Source organism: Flavobacterium sp., assembly GCF_036741995.1.
Taxonomy (GTDB): Bacteria; Bacteroidota; Bacteroidia; order Flavobacteriales; family Flavobacteriaceae; genus Flavobacterium.
The window spans coordinates 43,295-60,034 of record NZ_DAINRG010000003.1 but is presented as its reverse complement, the minus strand read 5'-3'; the positions used below and the strand labels follow the sequence as shown (position 1 = coordinate 60,034).

15 protein-coding genes are annotated in these 16,740 nt (G+C 39.5%); 12 read left to right on the top strand and 3 right to left on the bottom strand.

Features of this window, described 5'->3' with window-relative positions; translation table 11 throughout:
• Positions 1–10 precede the first annotated feature (10 nt).
• Positions 11–1,528 carry a 2,3-bisphosphoglycerate-independent phosphoglycerate mutase gene (gpmI, locus tag V7D82_RS02515; protein ID WP_333599399.1) on the top strand — a complete coding sequence of 506 codons (1,518 nt, stop codon included), beginning with the start codon at positions 11–13 and terminating at the stop codon, positions 1,526–1,528.
• Positions 1,529–1,655: 127 nt separating this feature from the next.
• On the opposite strand, the gene V7D82_RS02510 is transcribed toward gpmI, so the two are convergent.
• A complete protein-coding gene (locus V7D82_RS02510) occupies positions 1,656–2,924 on the bottom strand; it encodes an acetyl-CoA hydrolase/transferase family protein (RefSeq protein WP_333599398.1) in 1,269 nt (422 codons plus the stop codon).
• Positions 2,925–3,049: 125 nt separating this feature from the next.
• Here V7D82_RS02510 and map point away from each other — a divergent pair, with 125 nt between their 5' ends.
• Together map and V7D82_RS02500 are read left to right on the top strand one after the other, a co-directional pair.
• The gene (map, locus tag V7D82_RS02505) at positions 3,050–3,868 is read left to right on the top strand and encodes a type I methionyl aminopeptidase (RefSeq protein ID WP_333599397.1); all 819 of its coding nucleotides are present in this window, start codon (positions 3,050–3,052) and stop codon (positions 3,866–3,868) included.
• Entirely contained in the window at positions 3,868–4,638 is a 771-nt protein-coding gene (locus tag V7D82_RS02500; protein WP_333599396.1) for a class I SAM-dependent methyltransferase, read from the top strand. Before map ends, V7D82_RS02500 begins: the two co-directional genes overlap by 1 nt.
• A 50-nt stretch (positions 4,639–4,688) precedes the next feature.
• Here the strand turns inward: V7D82_RS02500 and V7D82_RS02495 are convergent, their stop codons facing one another.
• Positions 4,689–7,493: a M16 family metallopeptidase gene (locus V7D82_RS02495; RefSeq protein WP_333599395.1), complete on the bottom strand. Its 2,805-nt coding sequence runs from the start codon at positions 7,491–7,493 to the stop codon at positions 4,689–4,691.
• Positions 7,494–7,668: 175 nt separating this feature from the next.
• On the opposite strand from V7D82_RS02495, the gene V7D82_RS02490 reads away from it, so the two are divergent.
• From V7D82_RS02490 to V7D82_RS02470, 5 genes are all read left to right on the top strand, one after another.
• Positions 7,669–8,922, top strand: a complete 1,254-nt coding sequence (locus tag V7D82_RS02490) for a type IX secretion system plug protein (protein WP_333599394.1) — start codon at positions 7,669–7,671, stop codon at positions 8,920–8,922.
• Positions 8,923–8,996: 74 nt separating this feature from the next.
• The gene (gene apaG / locus V7D82_RS02485) at positions 8,997–9,383 is read left to right on the top strand and encodes a Co2+/Mg2+ efflux protein ApaG (protein WP_333599393.1); all 387 of its coding nucleotides are present in this window, start codon (positions 8,997–8,999) and stop codon (positions 9,381–9,383) included.
• Between the two features lie 145 nt (positions 9,384–9,528).
• Positions 9,529–11,157: an L-glutamate gamma-semialdehyde dehydrogenase gene (gene pruA / locus V7D82_RS02480; protein ID WP_333599392.1), complete on the top strand. Its 1,629-nt coding sequence runs from the start codon at positions 9,529–9,531 to the stop codon at positions 11,155–11,157.
• A gap of 107 nt (positions 11,158–11,264) precedes the next feature.
• Complete coding sequence (locus V7D82_RS02475) at positions 11,265–12,290, top strand: T9SS type A sorting domain-containing protein (RefSeq protein ID WP_333599391.1); 1,026 nt, start codon at positions 11,265–11,267, stop codon at positions 12,288–12,290.
• Positions 12,287–12,700 carry a hypothetical protein gene (locus V7D82_RS02470; protein WP_333599390.1) on the top strand — a complete coding sequence of 138 codons (414 nt, stop codon included), beginning with the start codon at positions 12,287–12,289 and terminating at the stop codon, positions 12,698–12,700. The genes V7D82_RS02475 and V7D82_RS02470 overlap by 4 nt, the downstream gene beginning before the upstream one ends.
• Here V7D82_RS02470 and rsmG read toward each other — a convergent pair.
• Positions 12,697–13,326, bottom strand: a complete 630-nt coding sequence (gene rsmG / locus V7D82_RS02465; RefSeq protein ID WP_333599389.1) for a 16S rRNA (guanine(527)-N(7))-methyltransferase RsmG — start codon at positions 13,324–13,326, stop codon at positions 12,697–12,699. The genes V7D82_RS02470 and rsmG overlap by 4 nt on opposite strands.
• Before the next feature lie 107 nt (positions 13,327–13,433).
• On the opposite strand from rsmG, the gene V7D82_RS02460 reads away from it, so the two are divergent.
• The 4 genes from V7D82_RS02460 to V7D82_RS02445 are packed head-to-tail and all read left to right on the top strand — an operon-like array spanning position 13,434 to position 16,716.
• Positions 13,434–14,528: a fatty acid desaturase family protein gene (locus V7D82_RS02460; RefSeq protein WP_333599388.1), complete on the top strand. Its 1,095-nt coding sequence runs from the start codon at positions 13,434–13,436 to the stop codon at positions 14,526–14,528.
• Between the two features lie 60 nt (positions 14,529–14,588).
• Positions 14,589–15,776, top strand: coding sequence for a pyridoxal phosphate-dependent aminotransferase (locus tag V7D82_RS02455; protein WP_333599387.1), 1,188 nt, complete (start codon positions 14,589–14,591; stop codon positions 15,774–15,776).
• Between the two features lie 46 nt (positions 15,777–15,822).
• On the top strand, positions 15,823–16,134 hold the full coding sequence (locus V7D82_RS02450) for a DUF6370 family protein (RefSeq protein ID WP_333599386.1): 312 nt from the start codon (positions 15,823–15,825) through the stop codon (positions 16,132–16,134).
• Between the two features lie 6 nt (positions 16,135–16,140).
• Positions 16,141–16,716 carry a Crp/Fnr family transcriptional regulator gene (locus tag V7D82_RS02445; protein WP_333599385.1) on the top strand — a complete coding sequence of 192 codons (576 nt, stop codon included), beginning with the start codon at positions 16,141–16,143 and terminating at the stop codon, positions 16,714–16,716.
• Positions 16,717–16,740: the final 24 nt, after the last annotated feature.

The following is a 16,740-nucleotide window of genomic DNA, read 5'->3' as shown; positions in this document are numbered from 1 at the left end:
ATATTACCCAATGAAAAAGAAAGTAATCCTAATGATATTGGACGGTTGGGGGAAATCTCCCGACCCAAAAGTCTCTGCTATTGACAATGCCAATGTCCCTTTTATCAATAGCCTATATACTAAATACCCAAATGCGCAACTGAGAACCGATGGTCTAAACGTAGGCTTGCCCGAAGGCCAGATGGGAAATTCAGAAGTTGGTCACATGAACCTAGGTGCTGGAAGAATTGTGTACCAGGATTTGGCCAAAATCAATTTGGCGGTAGCCCATAAAACCATGAATCAGGAAAAACCGTTGGTGGATGCTTTTCAATATGCCAAAGACCATAACAAAGCGGTTCACTTTTTAGGATTGGTTTCTGATGGTGGCGTGCATTCGCATACTTCCCATTTGCGCGGATTGATTGATGCTTCACAGGATTTTGGATTGGAAAAAGTATACGTTCACGCTTTCACGGATGGTCGTGATGTGGATCCGAAATCAGGAAAAGCGTATCTGCAGGATTTAGAAAATTACATTCAAAATACTTCCGTTAAAATTGCTTCGGTTATTGGAAGATACTATGCGATGGACCGCGACAAACGCTGGGAACGCGTAAAACTGGCTTATGATTTAGTGGTTAACGGCATCGGAAAACACAGTGCCAATTTGGTGCAAAGCATAGCCGAAAGTTATGCCGAAAACGTAACCGATGAATTCATCCATCCGCTAACTGCTGTGGATGCTACTGATACTCCGATAGCCACAATTCAAAATGATGATGTGGTGATTTTCTTTAACTTCAGAACCGACAGAGGAAGGGAATTAACCGAAGCGCTTTCGCAAAAGGATTTCCACGAATTCAACATGCACAAGCTGAATCTGTATTATGTAACGATGACCAATTACGATGACACCTATGAAAACGTACACGTAATTTATGACAAAGACAACATCACCGAAACACTGGGCGAAGTCTTGGAAAAAAACAATAAATCCCAAATCCGTATAGCCGAAACCGAGAAATACCCGCACGTTACCTTCTTCTTTTCGGGCGGTAGAGAAATTCCGTTTAGAGGCGAAACCCGAATTTTGAGAAACTCTCCTAAAGTAGCCACTTACGATTTGCAACCCGAGATGAGCGCCTTTGAATTAAAAGACGCTTTGATTCCGGAACTCAAAGAAGGCAAAGTGGATTTTGTCTGCCTGAATTTTGCCAATGGCGATATGGTAGGACACACCGGCGTTATGGCTGCAGCCATTAAAGCTTGTGAAGCGGTAGATGTATGCGTAAAAGAAGTCGTAGAAGCCGCTTTGGCCAACAACTATACTACCATCATCATTGCAGACCACGGAAATTGCGAAACGATGATAAACCCTGACGGTTCTCCAAACACAGCGCATACTACTAACCCGGTGCCGATTATTTTGGTTGACCCGGAATTAAAAAACGTTAACAACGGCGTTCTAGGGGATCTTGCTCCAACCATTCTTGAGTTGATGGGCATTGAAAAACCTGAGGTCATGACCGGAAAGTCGTTACTATAAAAAAGAAAACCCCTCAATTGAGGGGTTTTTTATTGGAGTCCTGACCTCGTCAGGAATGTTTCCGAAGTGCCGGAAAGTGTGCTGACCACGTCGGGAAGGTTTCCGAAGTTCCGGAAAAGAGATTTTTTTATCTCAACATTTCATAATACGCTCTTTCAATACTCTCCTGATGCGTTGGATGTGCAATTTTAATCATTTCACTGGCTCGTTGTTTTAGGGTTTTGCCATAAAGGTTGGCTATCCCATTTTCGGTGATGATGTATTGCACGTGGGCTCGGGTAGAAACCACACCGGCACCTTGTTTTAAAAAAGGAACTATGCGACTTTCCCCTCTTTTGGTTATGGAAGGCAAGGCAATAATGGCTTTTCCGCCTTCGCTTAACGAAGCGCCACGAATAAAATCCATTTGTCCTCCTACGCCCGAATACATTCGGGGTCCTATGGAATCGGCACATACTTGTCCGGTTACATCCACTTCTATGGCTGAGTTGATGGCAATCATTTTCGGGTTTTTGCGAATACGCGCGGTATCATTTACCATAGAGGATTCTTTCATTTCGATAAACGGATTGTCGTTGACAAAATCATACAATCGTTTGGAACCAATAAGGAAAGTGGCCAATACCCTACCCCGCAAAGTGCCTTTATAATTGCAGTTAATCACATCGCTTTCGATTAAATCAATCACCCCGTCGGAAAACATTTCGGTGTGTAGCCCTAAATCCTTGTGGTTTTTCAATTTACTAAGTGCCGCATTCGGAATAGAACCGATGCCCATTTGCAGTGTGCTTCGGTCTTCAATTAAAGAAGCAACATACTCTCCAATCTTTTCTTCTTCTTTGGAAAATAAGGAAGGCGCATGACCATAAATAGGCACATCCACTTCGACTAAATAATCTATTTCGTCCACATGAAGAATGCCGTCACCAAAGGTTCTTGGCATTTGCGGATTGACTTGGGCGATGACAATTTTGGCGTTTTCAATAGCCGCTACGGTAGCCTCTACCGAAACACCTAACGAACAATACCCGTGCTTATCCGGCGGGGAAACATGGATAAATGCCACATCGAGTGACAACACTTGTTTGCGGAATAAATGAGGCAGTTCACTCAGAAAAACGGGGGTATATGAACCGTTTCCGGCAGCTAAGGTGTGGCGCACATTGGCACCAATAAAAAAGGAATTGACATGAAAACTTTCTGCTAATTCAGGATTGGCATAAGCGGCCTCGCCTTCGGTATGCAAATGACACACCTCAACATTGCGCAATTCTGAGGCTCTTTCGGCCAAGGCTTTGGTCAAAATACTGGGAGTTGCCGCTGCTGCCTGAACGTAAACCCGGTCATTAGATTTTACGACTTGTACAGCTACTGCTGCACTAACATATTTGCTCATAACTAAAAAATTTACGCAAAGGTATTCCACTAAAACAACCAAAAATATGATAAAACTCATTTCTGAGTTCTGATTATTCAGAATCAGTATAAAATTGTACTTTTGCCAACTGAAAATTGAAGCAGATGATTATCCCAAAAACAAGAGAAGAAATTGAATTGATGCGCGAAAGTGCTTTATTAGTTTCGAAAACATTAGGCGAAGTGGCCAAAGTCATTAAACCCGGTGTGACTACATTACAACTAGATAAAATTGCCGAAGAATTTATTAGAGACAACGGCGGAATCCCTGGATTTCTGGGCATGTATGATTTCCCGAATTCGTTGTGTATGAGTCCGAATGCGCAAGTGGTTCACGGTATTCCGAACAATGTTCCGTTGCAGGAAGGCGATGTGATTTCGGTAGATTGCGGGGTTTTGAAAAACGGATTTTATGGCGACCACGCCTATTCTTTTGAAATTGGAGAAGTCGCTCCCGAGGTTAAAAAATTATTGAAAGTTACCAAAGAAAGCTTGTATGTTGGCATCCGAGAATTCAGAGCCGGCAATCGTGTGGAAGATGTTGGTAATGCCATTCAGAAATATTGTGAAGGTCATGGTTATGGCGTAGTTCGCGAATTAGTCGGACACGGATTAGGCACTAAAATGCACGAAGATCCGGAAATGCCGAATTATGGCAAACGCGGTCGCGGAAAACTGTTCGTAGAAGGCATGGTCGTTGCCATTGAACCAATGATTAACATGGGTACCAAAAACATCAAACAACTCAAAGACGGCTGGACTATCTTGACCGCTGACGGTAAACCAAGCGCTCATTTTGAACACGACGTAGCTTTGATTGACGGCAAACCGGAATTGCTTTCGACTTTTGGATATATCTACAAAGCCTTAGGAATTGTGAGTAATGAGGAAGATGAATTCCGTAAAAACCCATTAGTGCTGTAATGAAAAAAATCTTTAAGTTCATCCTAAATACCATTCCGAGACCCATACTGATTCGTTTGAGTATCGTGGTTCGACCAATTTTGGCTTTGTTGTTAAAAGGCAATCGTTTCACTGACCCGATTGACGGGAAAAGTTTCCGAATGTTTTTGCCTTATGGTTATGGCAACCAAAGAAACAATGTGTTATCTCCCAGTACGCTTTCGCTGGAAAGACATCGCTTATTGTGGTTGTATTTACAGAATGAAACTGATTTTTTTACCTCGACTACCAAAAAGAAAGTACTGCACTTTGCACCCGAACAGGAATTTTACAAACGCTTTAAGAAGCAAACTAACATCGATTACACCACTACCGATTTACTATCGCCCTTGGCGGATGTCAAAGCCGATATTTGTAATCTGCCTTTTGAAGACAACAGCTATGATCTTATTCTTTGCAACCACGTATTGGAACACATACCGGATGACACTAAAGCCATGCAGGAATTGTATCGCGTGCTAAAACCCGGCGGCATGGGGATTTTTCAGATTCCACAGGATTTATCGCGGGCTACTACTTTTTCGGATGACAGCATCGTAGATCAAAAAGAGCGCGCCAAAATCTTCGGGCAATACGACCACGTTCGTGTGTATGGCAGAGACTATTTTGACAAACTGAGAAGCATTGGTTTCAAAGTAGTTGAAGAAGATTATACGAATACAATTGCGCCGGAATTGGTCGAGAAGTATTGTTTGGCTCAAGGCGAAATCATTCCCGTTTGTTTTAAATAAAAAAGCCACCACACTTTTCGGCATGATGGCTTTTCTTGGTAAAGCATAAACTATTCAGGCATTAAAACTCCTATAGTTTTGTCTTTTGACACATATTTTTTAGCTACCTCTTGAATTTGAGCAGCAGTCACTCCGTTAATTTTGGCTTCCAATTCTAAAATATCTTCCGGTTTAGCATCATTGGTGTAGGATTTAGTAAAATTAGCCATCCAATATTTATTCTCTTTCATTTGCTTTTTATACTCTAAAAGCTCGGCTTGTTTGAATTTATCCAGATCGACTTGGGTTGGACCATTGGCAATAATTTTATTCAATTCGCCCAAAGAAGCGGTGATTAGTTTTTCCGTATTTTCCGGACCGCATGGGAAAGAAATATTGAAATTGTAAGACCCATAAGGCACTTTACTCATGCTGCCACGTGCGTTTACCGTATACACTCCGCTTTCCTTTTCCCTGATCACCTCTATCAATTTTATGGTCAATATATCGCCCAATGCTTTCAGTAAATAAGCTTCATTGGCATCATAAGTTGCATCACCATAATACATAATCGTCACATTACTTTTGGGATCTTTACCTTTATTAACTACTTTTTTGAGATCGCCTTTTAAAAGTCGGTAGCCTAAATCTTTTGCGGTTTCTTTAGTTGTATTGGATGGAAGAGAGGCTATGTATTTTTTGGAAAAACTTTCCATAGTAGCATCATCTACATTCCCTACGAAGAAAAACTCGAAATCACCGGCATTGGCAAAACGCTCTTTGTATTTGTTATAAGCCAATTGATAATCGGTAGCAGCCCATTTTTCGGCGGTTGGAACAATTCCGTTCCATCTTGGATTTTCTTTATTCAGGTAGGTATAAAATTCCTGTTGAAAATAGAAATTAGGTTGTGCTACCAGATTTTCAAAAAAGTTAGATTGCTTTTGTTTGTATCCTTCAAAAGCAGCGGCATCATAATTCAAATCTGTGAAATAAGCGTGAAGCATTTGGAAGGCATATTCTAAATCTTTGGGAGTGGTTTCCCCTCTGAATCCTTCGGTAGTGTTGGAAATATAAGGCGTAACCGTTGCAATTTTATCCGACATAAACTTATCAATATCGTTTTGATTTAGTCCCGAAAACCCGGCCTGAGTGAGTCCGCCATTGGCAAATTGTATTTTTTTAATTTCGTCATTGGAATACAAATTAGTTCCTCCAAAACTTACGGCTTCCAACAAAATTTCATCGTTTTTGAAATCGGTTTTTTTATAGGTTACTTTGGCTCCGTTGGACAATGTTAAGGTGGTGGCTCCAATTTTGGCATTGGTTTCTTTTTTAACAATAGACCCTTCTGTTATTGAATTTCTCAACAAACTGCTGGCAACGGCTTTGTCTTCATAAGGTTTCAAATCAGCCGTATTTATTTTAATAGCGGCTAATACTTCCTGTTCGGTTACTTTTTTCAGCCCTTCTTTTTCCGGAGCTGTTATGACCACTACCCTATTATCCTCTTTTAAGAAGTCTTTTATTAAAGCATTCACTTCGGTCAAAGTAATGGTGGGTAACATCTTCTGAATGGTTGGATAACTCCACTCTATTCCCGGCATAGGTTCCTGCTCTAAAAAGTTGGATTGGCATTCCCAAACAAAATTTTCGGATTCTGTTTTGTCCCTGTCATTGTACTGATTTTCGGTTCTGGATAAAATCTCCTTTTTGGCTCTTTCAAATTCTCCGGCAGTAAAACCAAACTTTTTCACTCTTTCGTTTTCCGAAACCAAGACTTTCAAGGCTTCCAATTGTTTGTTTTCGTCAATCATGGCAAACGATTGGAATGCTTCTTTGTCTCGGGCAAAAGTACCTCCGTGAAACGTAAAACCATACGTAAAGGGCGGTGTCGGCGAATTAATTAACTCGTTTAATCGGTTGTTTAACATGGTGGTAAACAAACCTTCTACCAATTCATCTTTATTATCCTTAATGATTTTCTTTTTCTTTCTCAGGCCGTAATCTTTATATAGAATTTGCACTTGCGTTTGTGCCGCTTCTTTATCGCTTTCAATGGCTACAAAAGTTTCCTTATGATTAGGAACTTCAAAGGTTTTCCTTGGTTTTTCATTGGCCGGATTTTGATATTTTTCGAAGTGATCTTTGATTTTTTGTTCCATCTGAGCCACATCAATATCACCAACTACAATGACACTGATTAAATCCGGTCGGTACCAATCTTTGTAAAAACTCACCAACTTATCGTATTTAAAATTCTGCAGAATTTCTTTTTTCCCAATTGGCAAACGATTGGCGTATTGCGATTTGTACATTATTTTTGGAATATACTTGTCTTCCATTCTCTTATCGGCACCCAAGCCAAGACGGTATTCTTCGAGAACTACGCCTCTTTCTTTGTCGATTTCTTCGGGAGTTAAATTGGCATTAAAAGCCCAGTCCTCAATAATCTGAAATCCTTTTTCCAATTTTTCCGGATTATCGGAAGGAATCGGAAGGAAATAAACCGTTTCATCAAAGCTGGTATAGGCATTCAAATGAATTCCAAATTTTACACCGATACTTTGCAAATAATCTACTAATTGATTTTTAGGAAATCGCTTTGTGCCATTAAAATTCATGTGTTCCATGAAATGAGCAAGTCCTTGTTGGTCGTCATTTTCAAGGATAGAGCCTGCATTGATCACCAGTCTTAAATCGACTTTATTCTCTGGCTTGGCATTTTTCCTGATGTAGTAGGTTATTCCATTTTTCAAGGTTCCTTTTTTAACATTCGGATCAAAAGGAATCCCATCAGTTTCTTTTAAATCCTGAGCAAGCATTGCTGCCGGAAACAAAAAAAGTACTAGTACCGATTTTAAAATTTGTTTCATAAAGTTTTAGGTTTTGTTGTTAACTAAAATAATAACGGATAAATATTACATTTATTGTGAAACTACTAAATAAAAACACGCAATGATTATTTTTAACTTAAGATTAGCTTAGTGAGTAAAGCGGCATAATTAATGTGCTAATAATTATTATATTTACCATTAGAAAACGAAAACCATGTTTAAAAAGAGCTTTATCACTTTTGTATTACTTCTACTTTCGATAACTGCTTTCTCTCAGGCAGAAGTGGAAGTTGCTCCTCCCTACAACATTAAAACAGTAACTTTTGTTCAAAACGGACAAAATGCCGTACCTATATTTGCCTTGGGTGATAGTTTTCAGTTGCAGTTTGATGATTTGTATGGTAATGAAGCCAATTATTATTACAGCATCACGCATTGTGATTACGACTGGCAGCCTTCGCAATTATCCAAAAACGAATATTTAAACGGTTTTGATGACCAAAGGATTCAGGATTATACCAATTCGTTCAATTCGCTGCAAGTCTACTCGCATTATCGCGTTTCGTTTCCCAACCGATTGACACAGTTTCGCGTTAGCGGAAATTATGTGCTGAAAATTTTAAACGATGACAAAGAAGTGGTTTTTACCAAAAAATTCATCCTGTATGAAGATTTGGTTTCAGTGCCCATGCAAGTCAAACGAGCCCGAAACATAGCCGTTATCAATCAGAAACAAAATATCGAATTTGCTATAAAATCAGCCACGATTAATTTTCAAAGTCCTTTGACCAACGTAAAAGTAATGCTGCTGCAAAACGGAAAATTCAGTAATGCCATTACCAATGTCAAACCACAGTACACCATTGGCAACGATTTAATTTACAAATACGATACTGAAACCCAATTTTGGGCAGGCAATGAATTCCTGTTTTTTGAAAACAAAGACATTCGGGCGGCCAATAACAGCATCTTCCGGGTAGATTCTAAAGGTGGCTTATACAATGCTCATTTATACACCAATGAAGCCCGAGCAGATAAACCTTATACTTACTTCCCTGACATTGATGGTAATTTCATCATCAAAAACATTAATGCTGAAAACAATGAAGTAGAAGCTGATTATTCCTGGGTTTTCTTTACCCTTTCGGCACCGGGTTATTATGGCAACAAATCGATTTATGTCAACGGAATGTTCAACAATTACGCTATTACTGATGAGAACAAAATGGACTACAATGCCGAAAGAGGCGTGTATGAAAAAGCCATAATGATTAAACAGGGATTTACCAATTACCAATATGTAATCGCTGACAGCAATGGCAAAATTGATGAAGAAAATGCTATTGACGGCAATTTTCATCAAACGGAAAACAATTATTTTGCCTTAGTGTATTATCGCGAAAACAATCAGCGTTACGACCGAATCATAGGGAAGGGAATTGCCAGCTCGGTTGACATTACCAATTAATAAAAATTAACACCAAATTAAACTATCAAATTGTATTTTTCGTAAATTTGACATCGCAATACAATCAGTACCACATGGTTTCACAAATAACAAGAGGCATAAAAATTTCGGTTTTGACTAGTTTTGAAGGTACTTACTTCAAGAACTACAAGATTCATTTTGCCTTTAGTTATGAAATCACCATCGAAAATCACAGCAAGGATTCAGTGCAATTAAATTCCCGTCATTGGGAAATCTTAGATTCGCTTAATAATGTCGAAATTGTTGATGGCGAAGGCGTGATTGGTAAAAAACCGGTATTAAAACCTGGCGAAAAACACACTTATAATTCCGGCTGTTTGTTGTCATCCCCTTTCGGAGCCATGAGTGGTTATTTCAACATGATTAATTTTACTTCGACCAAAACTTTTAAAGTAATTGTGCCTTCTTTTAAATTGAGCGCACCATTTGCTTTGAATTAATGGCTTTGCGAGAAACGACGCAATCTTTAATTTCCTATTGCTAAAAATTCAAAATTTCCTTTGTACTTTTGCTACAACTTTAATAATTCATACTAAATGAGTTGTTACATTTTCAATTTGTCAAATTTTCAAAAATAAAATAGTTATGCCAAAAGGATTCTTTCATGTCCCAAAAGCGGTTAATGAACCCGTAAAATCTTACGCTCCCAATTCACCTGAAAAAGCAGCCGTACTGGCCGCTTACAAGAAAATGTGGAACGAGACGATTGATGTTCCTAATTACATCGGCAGCGAAGAAATTCGCACCGGAAATACGCGCAACATGACAGCGCCTCACGATCATCAACACGTCGTAGGGAAATACCATTTAGCCGAAAAAACACACATCGAAAAAGCGATTGCTGCTGCTTTGGAAGCCCGAAAAAACTGGGCCAACATGGCTTGGGAACAACGAGCCGCTATCTTTTTAAAAGCAGCCGAATTGATTGCCGGTCCATACCGCGCTAGAATCAACGCAGCAACTATGATTGCGCAATCGAAAACGATTTACCAGGCTGAAATTGATGCCTCTTGTGAGTTGATTGACTTTTTGCGTTACAACGTAGAATTCATGACGCAGATTTATAACGACCAACCCAAATCAGTTTCTGATGTCTGGAATCGTGTAGAATACCGCCCGTTAGAAGGATTTGTGTATGCGATTACACCGTTTAACTTTACCGCTATTGCAGCCAACCTTCCAGCCAGTGCGGCTTTGATGGGTAATACTGTGGTTTGGAAACCAAGTGACAGCCAAGTATTTTCGGCCAAAATCATTATCGATATTTTCAAAGAAGCCGGAGTTCCGGATGGCGTTATCAATGTAGTTTTTGGGGATCCGGTGATGATTACTGATACTATTTTAAAACATCCTGATTTTGCCGGAGTACATTATACCGGTTCCACTTTCGTATTCAAAGAAATCTGGAAAAAAATTGGAGAAAATATTCATACGTATAAAACCTATCCAAGAATCGTTGGGGAAACCGGTGGAAAAGATTTCGTGTTAGCGCATCCAAGTGCTAATGTAAAACAAGTCGTTACCGGAATCACCCGTGGTGCTTTTGAATTCCAGGGTCAAAAATGTTCGGCAGCATCCAGAGGATACATTCCGCAAAGTTTATGGCCAGCCGTGAAAGCTCAATTAATCACTGACGTGAAATCGATGAAAATGGGTTCTCCGGAAGATTTCGGTAATTTCATTACAGCCGTTATCCACGAAGGGTCATTTGATAAATTGGCCAAAGCCATTGACCAAGCTAAAGCCGATGCTGATGCCGAAATCATTGTGGGCGGTAATTATGATAAATCAAAAGGGTATTTCATTGAACCAACCGTTATCGTTACCACCAATCCAAAGTACGCTACAATGGAAACCGAACTTTTCGGACCGGTGATGACTATTTATGTATACGAAGATGCTAAATGGAAAGAAACGTTAGCCTTAGTTGACGGAACTTCGGAGTATGCGTTGACCGGAGCCGTTTTCAGCCAAGACCGTTATGCCATTCAGGAAGCTACTTTGGCGTTACAAAACAGTGCCGGAAACTTCTACATCAATGACAAACCAACGGGAGCTGTAGTAGGAATGCAGCCTTTTGGTGGTGCCAGAGCTTCGGGAACCAATGACAAAGCGGGTTCAATGCAAAACTTATTGCGTTGGGTTTCGCCAAGAACTATCAAAGAAACCATGGTAACTCCGGAAGACTACCGTTATCCGTTTTTAGGAGAATAATTGTGTGTTACATTTATATCAAAAAGTCCAAGTATTCGCTTGGACTTTTTTTATTCCGTTGAAAATGAATTTTTTGTATCTTCGGACTTCTATATAACTGTCAAATTATGAAAACAAAACTACTCTTCTCTTTATTTTTTACCGCAGCACTTTCTTTCGCTCAAAGTCCGATACCAACTTTTTACGGAGCCGATAATTCTTCCTTTAGCCTTGTGACTTCGGCCAGCGCCCTAGACCACAGTGCCACCGGCGCCAATCAAACATGGAATTTCAATCAGTTAACTGCCCTTGGAACGGAAGTTCGCACGTATGTGGCTCCCACCTCAACAGAAACGTCTTCCTATCCGGGAACGACAACCGTAATTGTTTCGAACAGCACGGTGAATTCCGCTACTACAACCTCTAAAATGTATACTAAAAATGCGGCAAACGTCTTGTCTATCACCGGAATAAATGGCGGTGGATTGGATGCCAATTTTAACACCAACAATGCAACACTTGGCGCTTTCCCAATGAATTATGGCTTTTCAAATTCGGATACTGTGGCCGGAAATTATGTTTACACCACGTACTCAGGAACTTTTTCCGGAACTTTGGTAACTACTGTAGATGCTTACGGAACTTTAACTCTTAACAATTTCGGAACGGGAGCCTATTCCGGGAATGTGACACGATTGAAAACGGTGCTTACTATTTCCTTAAATTATAGTTTCTTCACTAATGTGGGAACTGTAACACAAACGTCTTACAGTTATTATGATTCCTCTATAGTATCTAACAATCCTATTTTCAGAAGCGTTACCACAGCGGCTGTTGTTCCGTTGATGTCAATCGACCAAACGGATACTACTTTAGAGAAATTTGAAGCAATTCCATTAAACAATTCGAGTTATGCTTTAGGAGCGCTTTGGATAAAAAACCCGGTGCAAAATTCCATAGAAATCAACACTCCGACTGTTCTTGAACATGAGTCAATCTCCATTACAGATATGATGGGAAAAACGGTTTATCAATCGAAAAACGAAACCATTACCGAATCTTTTGAAATTCCTGTTTCGCTTACCAAAGGTATTTATCTTATTACCATCGGTAATGAAAACGGGAGTATAACTAAGAAAATCGTAAAATCTTGAAACGACTACTTAAACATTTGTTTCTGTGTCTAATTCTTTTTTCCTGCTCGGATAATGATGATCATAGCAAATCAGAAACAACCGCTTATTTAGGAAAGTGGAAATTAACCCAGGAACTAATTGATCCGGGAGATGGCAGTGGCATTTTTGTGGATGTAACCGGCAACCGAACGCTCGAGTTTTTAAGTAATGGAAACATAGTTTCCAATTATTCATTATGTGAAATGGGTCCCGAAACCACTACTACTTTTACAACGCCATATTTAGCTGATGAAGACCAAATTTCGACTGCCAGTTGCGGGTTTCCGGAAGGTGTAACCATTAGTTATCATCTGGATGGAGAAAATTTAATCTTAAGTTTTCCCTGCATCGAAGGCTGTGCTCAAAAATTTGAAAGAGTAAGCAATTAGGCTTTAAACTTCAGTGGTAAATGTACCACTTTTTTGGTTTCAAAAAATTCGTCCAAGAAGAACTCTGCAATGTTGTATTCGGTAGCGTTTGGGAAATCTTTTAATTCTTCGGTTAAATCACCGCCTTTTAAGTAGAGAATTCCGTTTTTCAACTCGTGCTTGTTTTGCTTTTTGATTTTGTCTTTAATCCAGGAAACAAAATCGGGCATGTTAGTCACGGCGCGGCTTACAATGAAATCAAAATCCCCTTTTACATTTTCGGCACGGAGCTGTTCCGCTTTTACATTTTTAAGTCCCAAAGCATCAGCAACGGCCTGCACCACTTTTATTTTTTTGGCAATCACATCTATCAGATAAAAACGCGTTTCCGGAAACAAAATCGCTAACGGAATACCTGGAAATCCACCACCCGTTCCCACATCCAAAATGTAAGTTCCGGCTTCAAAGGGTTGAATTTTGGCTATAGCCAAAGAATGCAGCACGTGCTTGGTATAGAGTTCGTCAATATCTTTACGGGAAATCACGTTAATTTTAGCATTCCAATCTTGGTATAAAGCTTCCAGTTTTTGAAACTGTAGGAGTTGATTTTCAGTAAGATTAGGAAATTGTTTGATAATTTCTTCCATAAATACAATTTTCAACAAAAATAGTGCTTTTGGTTAATAATTATGATTTGTTTTAATCTTTAAAAATAATTATATAATTATCTTTGGGCAAAATTTGAATTACCGAAATGAACGCAACAACACCCATATTTTCTAAAAGTGATAACTTGAAATTCTTCAGGACCTTAAATTCCAGAGTGAACAACTATTTCAAAGAAAATAACCTTGACCGAACCGGAAACTGGAAATTACACTTGAAAACCGTAGTGATGTTTTCCATTTTCTTAACACCATATTTCATTTTATTAGCTATGGATATGCCATTTTGGGTATATCTTTTACTTAATGTTGTTATAGGAATTGGTATGGCCGGGGTTGGCATGAATGTTATGCACGATGGGAATCACGGTGCTTATTCTTCGAAATCATGGGTAAACAAATTCATGGGAGGCAGCATTTATATTTTGGCCGGAAATGTATACAACTGGCAGGTACAACACAATGTATTACACCACACCTACACCAATATATTGGGACACGATGAAGACTTAGAAGCAGGAAGAATCATGCGTTTTACCAAAGAAGCGAAATGGTACCGCATTCATAAATTTCAACAATATTATTCCGTTTTCTTATACGGATTGCTGACGTTTAACTGGGCCATCACTACCGATTTCCTTCAAATGAAACGCTATTTGAAACGAAATTTATCCTACGGTGAATTCAAAAAACCTGTCGTTCGTTGGACCACATTAATCATTACTAAAATCATCTATTTCTCTATTTGGTTGGTGATTCCGATGGTTATGGGTATTACGTGGTGGAAAGTGGTTTTAGGCTTTTTAGTGATGCATTATACTGCCGGCGTTATCTTAAGTGTTGTTTTCCAATTAGCCCACGTAGTCGAAGAAACTGAGAATCCTATTCCGGATGATAATGGCGAAATCGAAAACACCTGGGCCATCCACCAATTATTTACAACTGCGAATTTTGCTCCGAAAAACTGGTTAGTAAACTACTACACTGGAGGGTTAAATCACCAAGTTGAGCACCATTTGTTCCCAAACATCAGCCATGTTCATTACGATAAAATTGCTGAAATAGTTAAACAAACCGCAGCAGAATGTGAATTGCCATACTACGAATTCAAAACCACCAGAGCCGCTATCATCTCTCACTTCAGACATCTGAGGGAACTGGGAAGACAGCCTCAATTAGCATAAATTTAAATCAGACGCCTTTATTGGCGTCTCTTTATTTACCATAATCTACTACACTACACCATGAACAACGTATTATCAGACAGAATCAATAATTTATCTACTTCGCAAACCTTGGCGATGGCTGCTTTGGCCAGAGAATTAAAAGCTCAGGGCAAAGACATCATCAGTTTAAGTTTAGGAGAACCCGATTTCAACACGCCTGATTTTGTCAAAGAAGCGGCTAAAAAAGCGATAGACGAAAACTACAGCACCTATACGCCAGTTGACGGTTACATGGATTTAAAAGAAGCCATTTGCCGAAAATTCAAAAGAGATAATAATCTTGACTATAAACCAGCAAACGTTGTGGTTTCTACCGGGGCTAAGCAATCGTTATACAATGTGGCTCAAGTCATGCTGAATGATGGTGATGAAGTTATTCTTCCGGCACCGTACTGGGTTTCTTATTACGAAATCATCAAATTATCCGGCGGGGTTCCTGTAGAAGTTCCAACTTCGGTTGACACTGATTTCAAAATGACGGCAGAACAATTGGAAAAAGCCATCACACCAAAAACCAAAATGATGTGGTTCAGTTCCCCTTGCAATCCGAGTGGTTCGGTATACAATCGCGAAGAACTGACCGCTATTGGCAAAGTATTAGAAAAACATCCCAACATTTATATCGTTTCTGACGAAATCTACGAACACATCAATTTCTCGGGAACGTTTTGCAGCATCGGAACGATTCCGGGCTTATTCGACAGAACCATTACAGTAAATGGTGTAGCCAAAGCTTTTGCCATGACCGGTTGGAGAATTGGATACATTGGCGCTCCTGAATTTATTGCCAAAGCTTGTACCAAAATGCAAGGGCAAGTAACTTCCGGTGCTAATTCGATTGCGCAAAGAGCTACGATTACCGCTGTTGACGCGGATCCTAGCGTTTTGAACGATATGGTAGCCGCTTTTAAAAACCGTAGAGATTTGGTGGTTGGTTTAGCCAAAGCCATACCAGGCATCAAACTAAATGTTCCCGAAGGAGCTTTCTATGTTTTTCCTGATGTTTCTTCGTTTTTTGGTAAAACATTACGCGGTAAATTGATTGCTAACGCCGATGATTTCTCGATGTATTTATTATCCGAAGCTAATGTAGCCACGGTAACCGGAGATGCTTTTGGCAACCCAAACTGTATTAGAATTTCTTATGCTACCAGCGAAGCATTGCTGACAGAAGCTTTCAAAAGAATCAAAGAAGCATTAGCTTAAAACATACGGCCTCAAGGAAACTTGGGGCTTTTTAAAACCAAGCCTTATGAAAAAAATTATCTCTGTTTTACTTCTTGTGGTCTGCTTTTCGATAAACGCGCAAGACCAACCCAAAGCCCAAATTGTTGAAGTTTCCTGTGGGCTATGCCAATTCGGAATGAAAGCCAACGGTTGTGATTTAGCCGTTCGCATAGATGGTAAAACCTATTTCGTTGACGGCACCAAAATTGACGAACACGGCGATGCTCATGCCGAAGACGGTCTTTGTAATATGGTTCGCAAAGCTGAAGTAGTTGGCGAAATAAAAAACAATCGTTTTGTAGTGACCTCATTCAAATTACTTCCGGTAAAAGAGTAATCAGCGATGGCGCAAATCTTAGATAATATCTCCAAAATTGTAACCCTTACTCCAGAAGAGCAAGCTTTGTTTTTGTCCAAAACCGAAACCAAACAATTCAAGGCGAAGACCATACTGCAAAATGCCGGTCAGGTTTGTAAGGAAGGCTATTTTGTGAATTCCGGTTTGCTGCGAAGTTTCAACATCAATGACAATATTGTTGAGCATGTTTTAAGCTTTGCCTGCGAAGGCTGGTGGATTAGCGACATGTACAGTTTGTTGTCGCAAAAACCGGGCAATCTTTTTATCGAAGTTTTAGAAGATGCCGAAGTAGTGGTATTGTCAAAAGAAAATCAGGAACAACTGTATTTGGAAATTCCGAAACTGGAGCGTTTTTTCAGAATCCTTATTGAAAATTCTTTAGTGGCTAATCAAGAACGTTTGATGGACAACCTAAGCCTAACGGCCGAAGAACGTTTTGACAAATTCTGTAAAAAATACCCAACGCTTATTCAAAAAGTACCACAAAAACAAATCGCTTCTTTTATTGGCGTTACGCCGGAGTTCTTTAGCAAAATGAAGGCTCGGCTACTGAAGAAATAATTTCTTAATCTACATTAAGTGCAC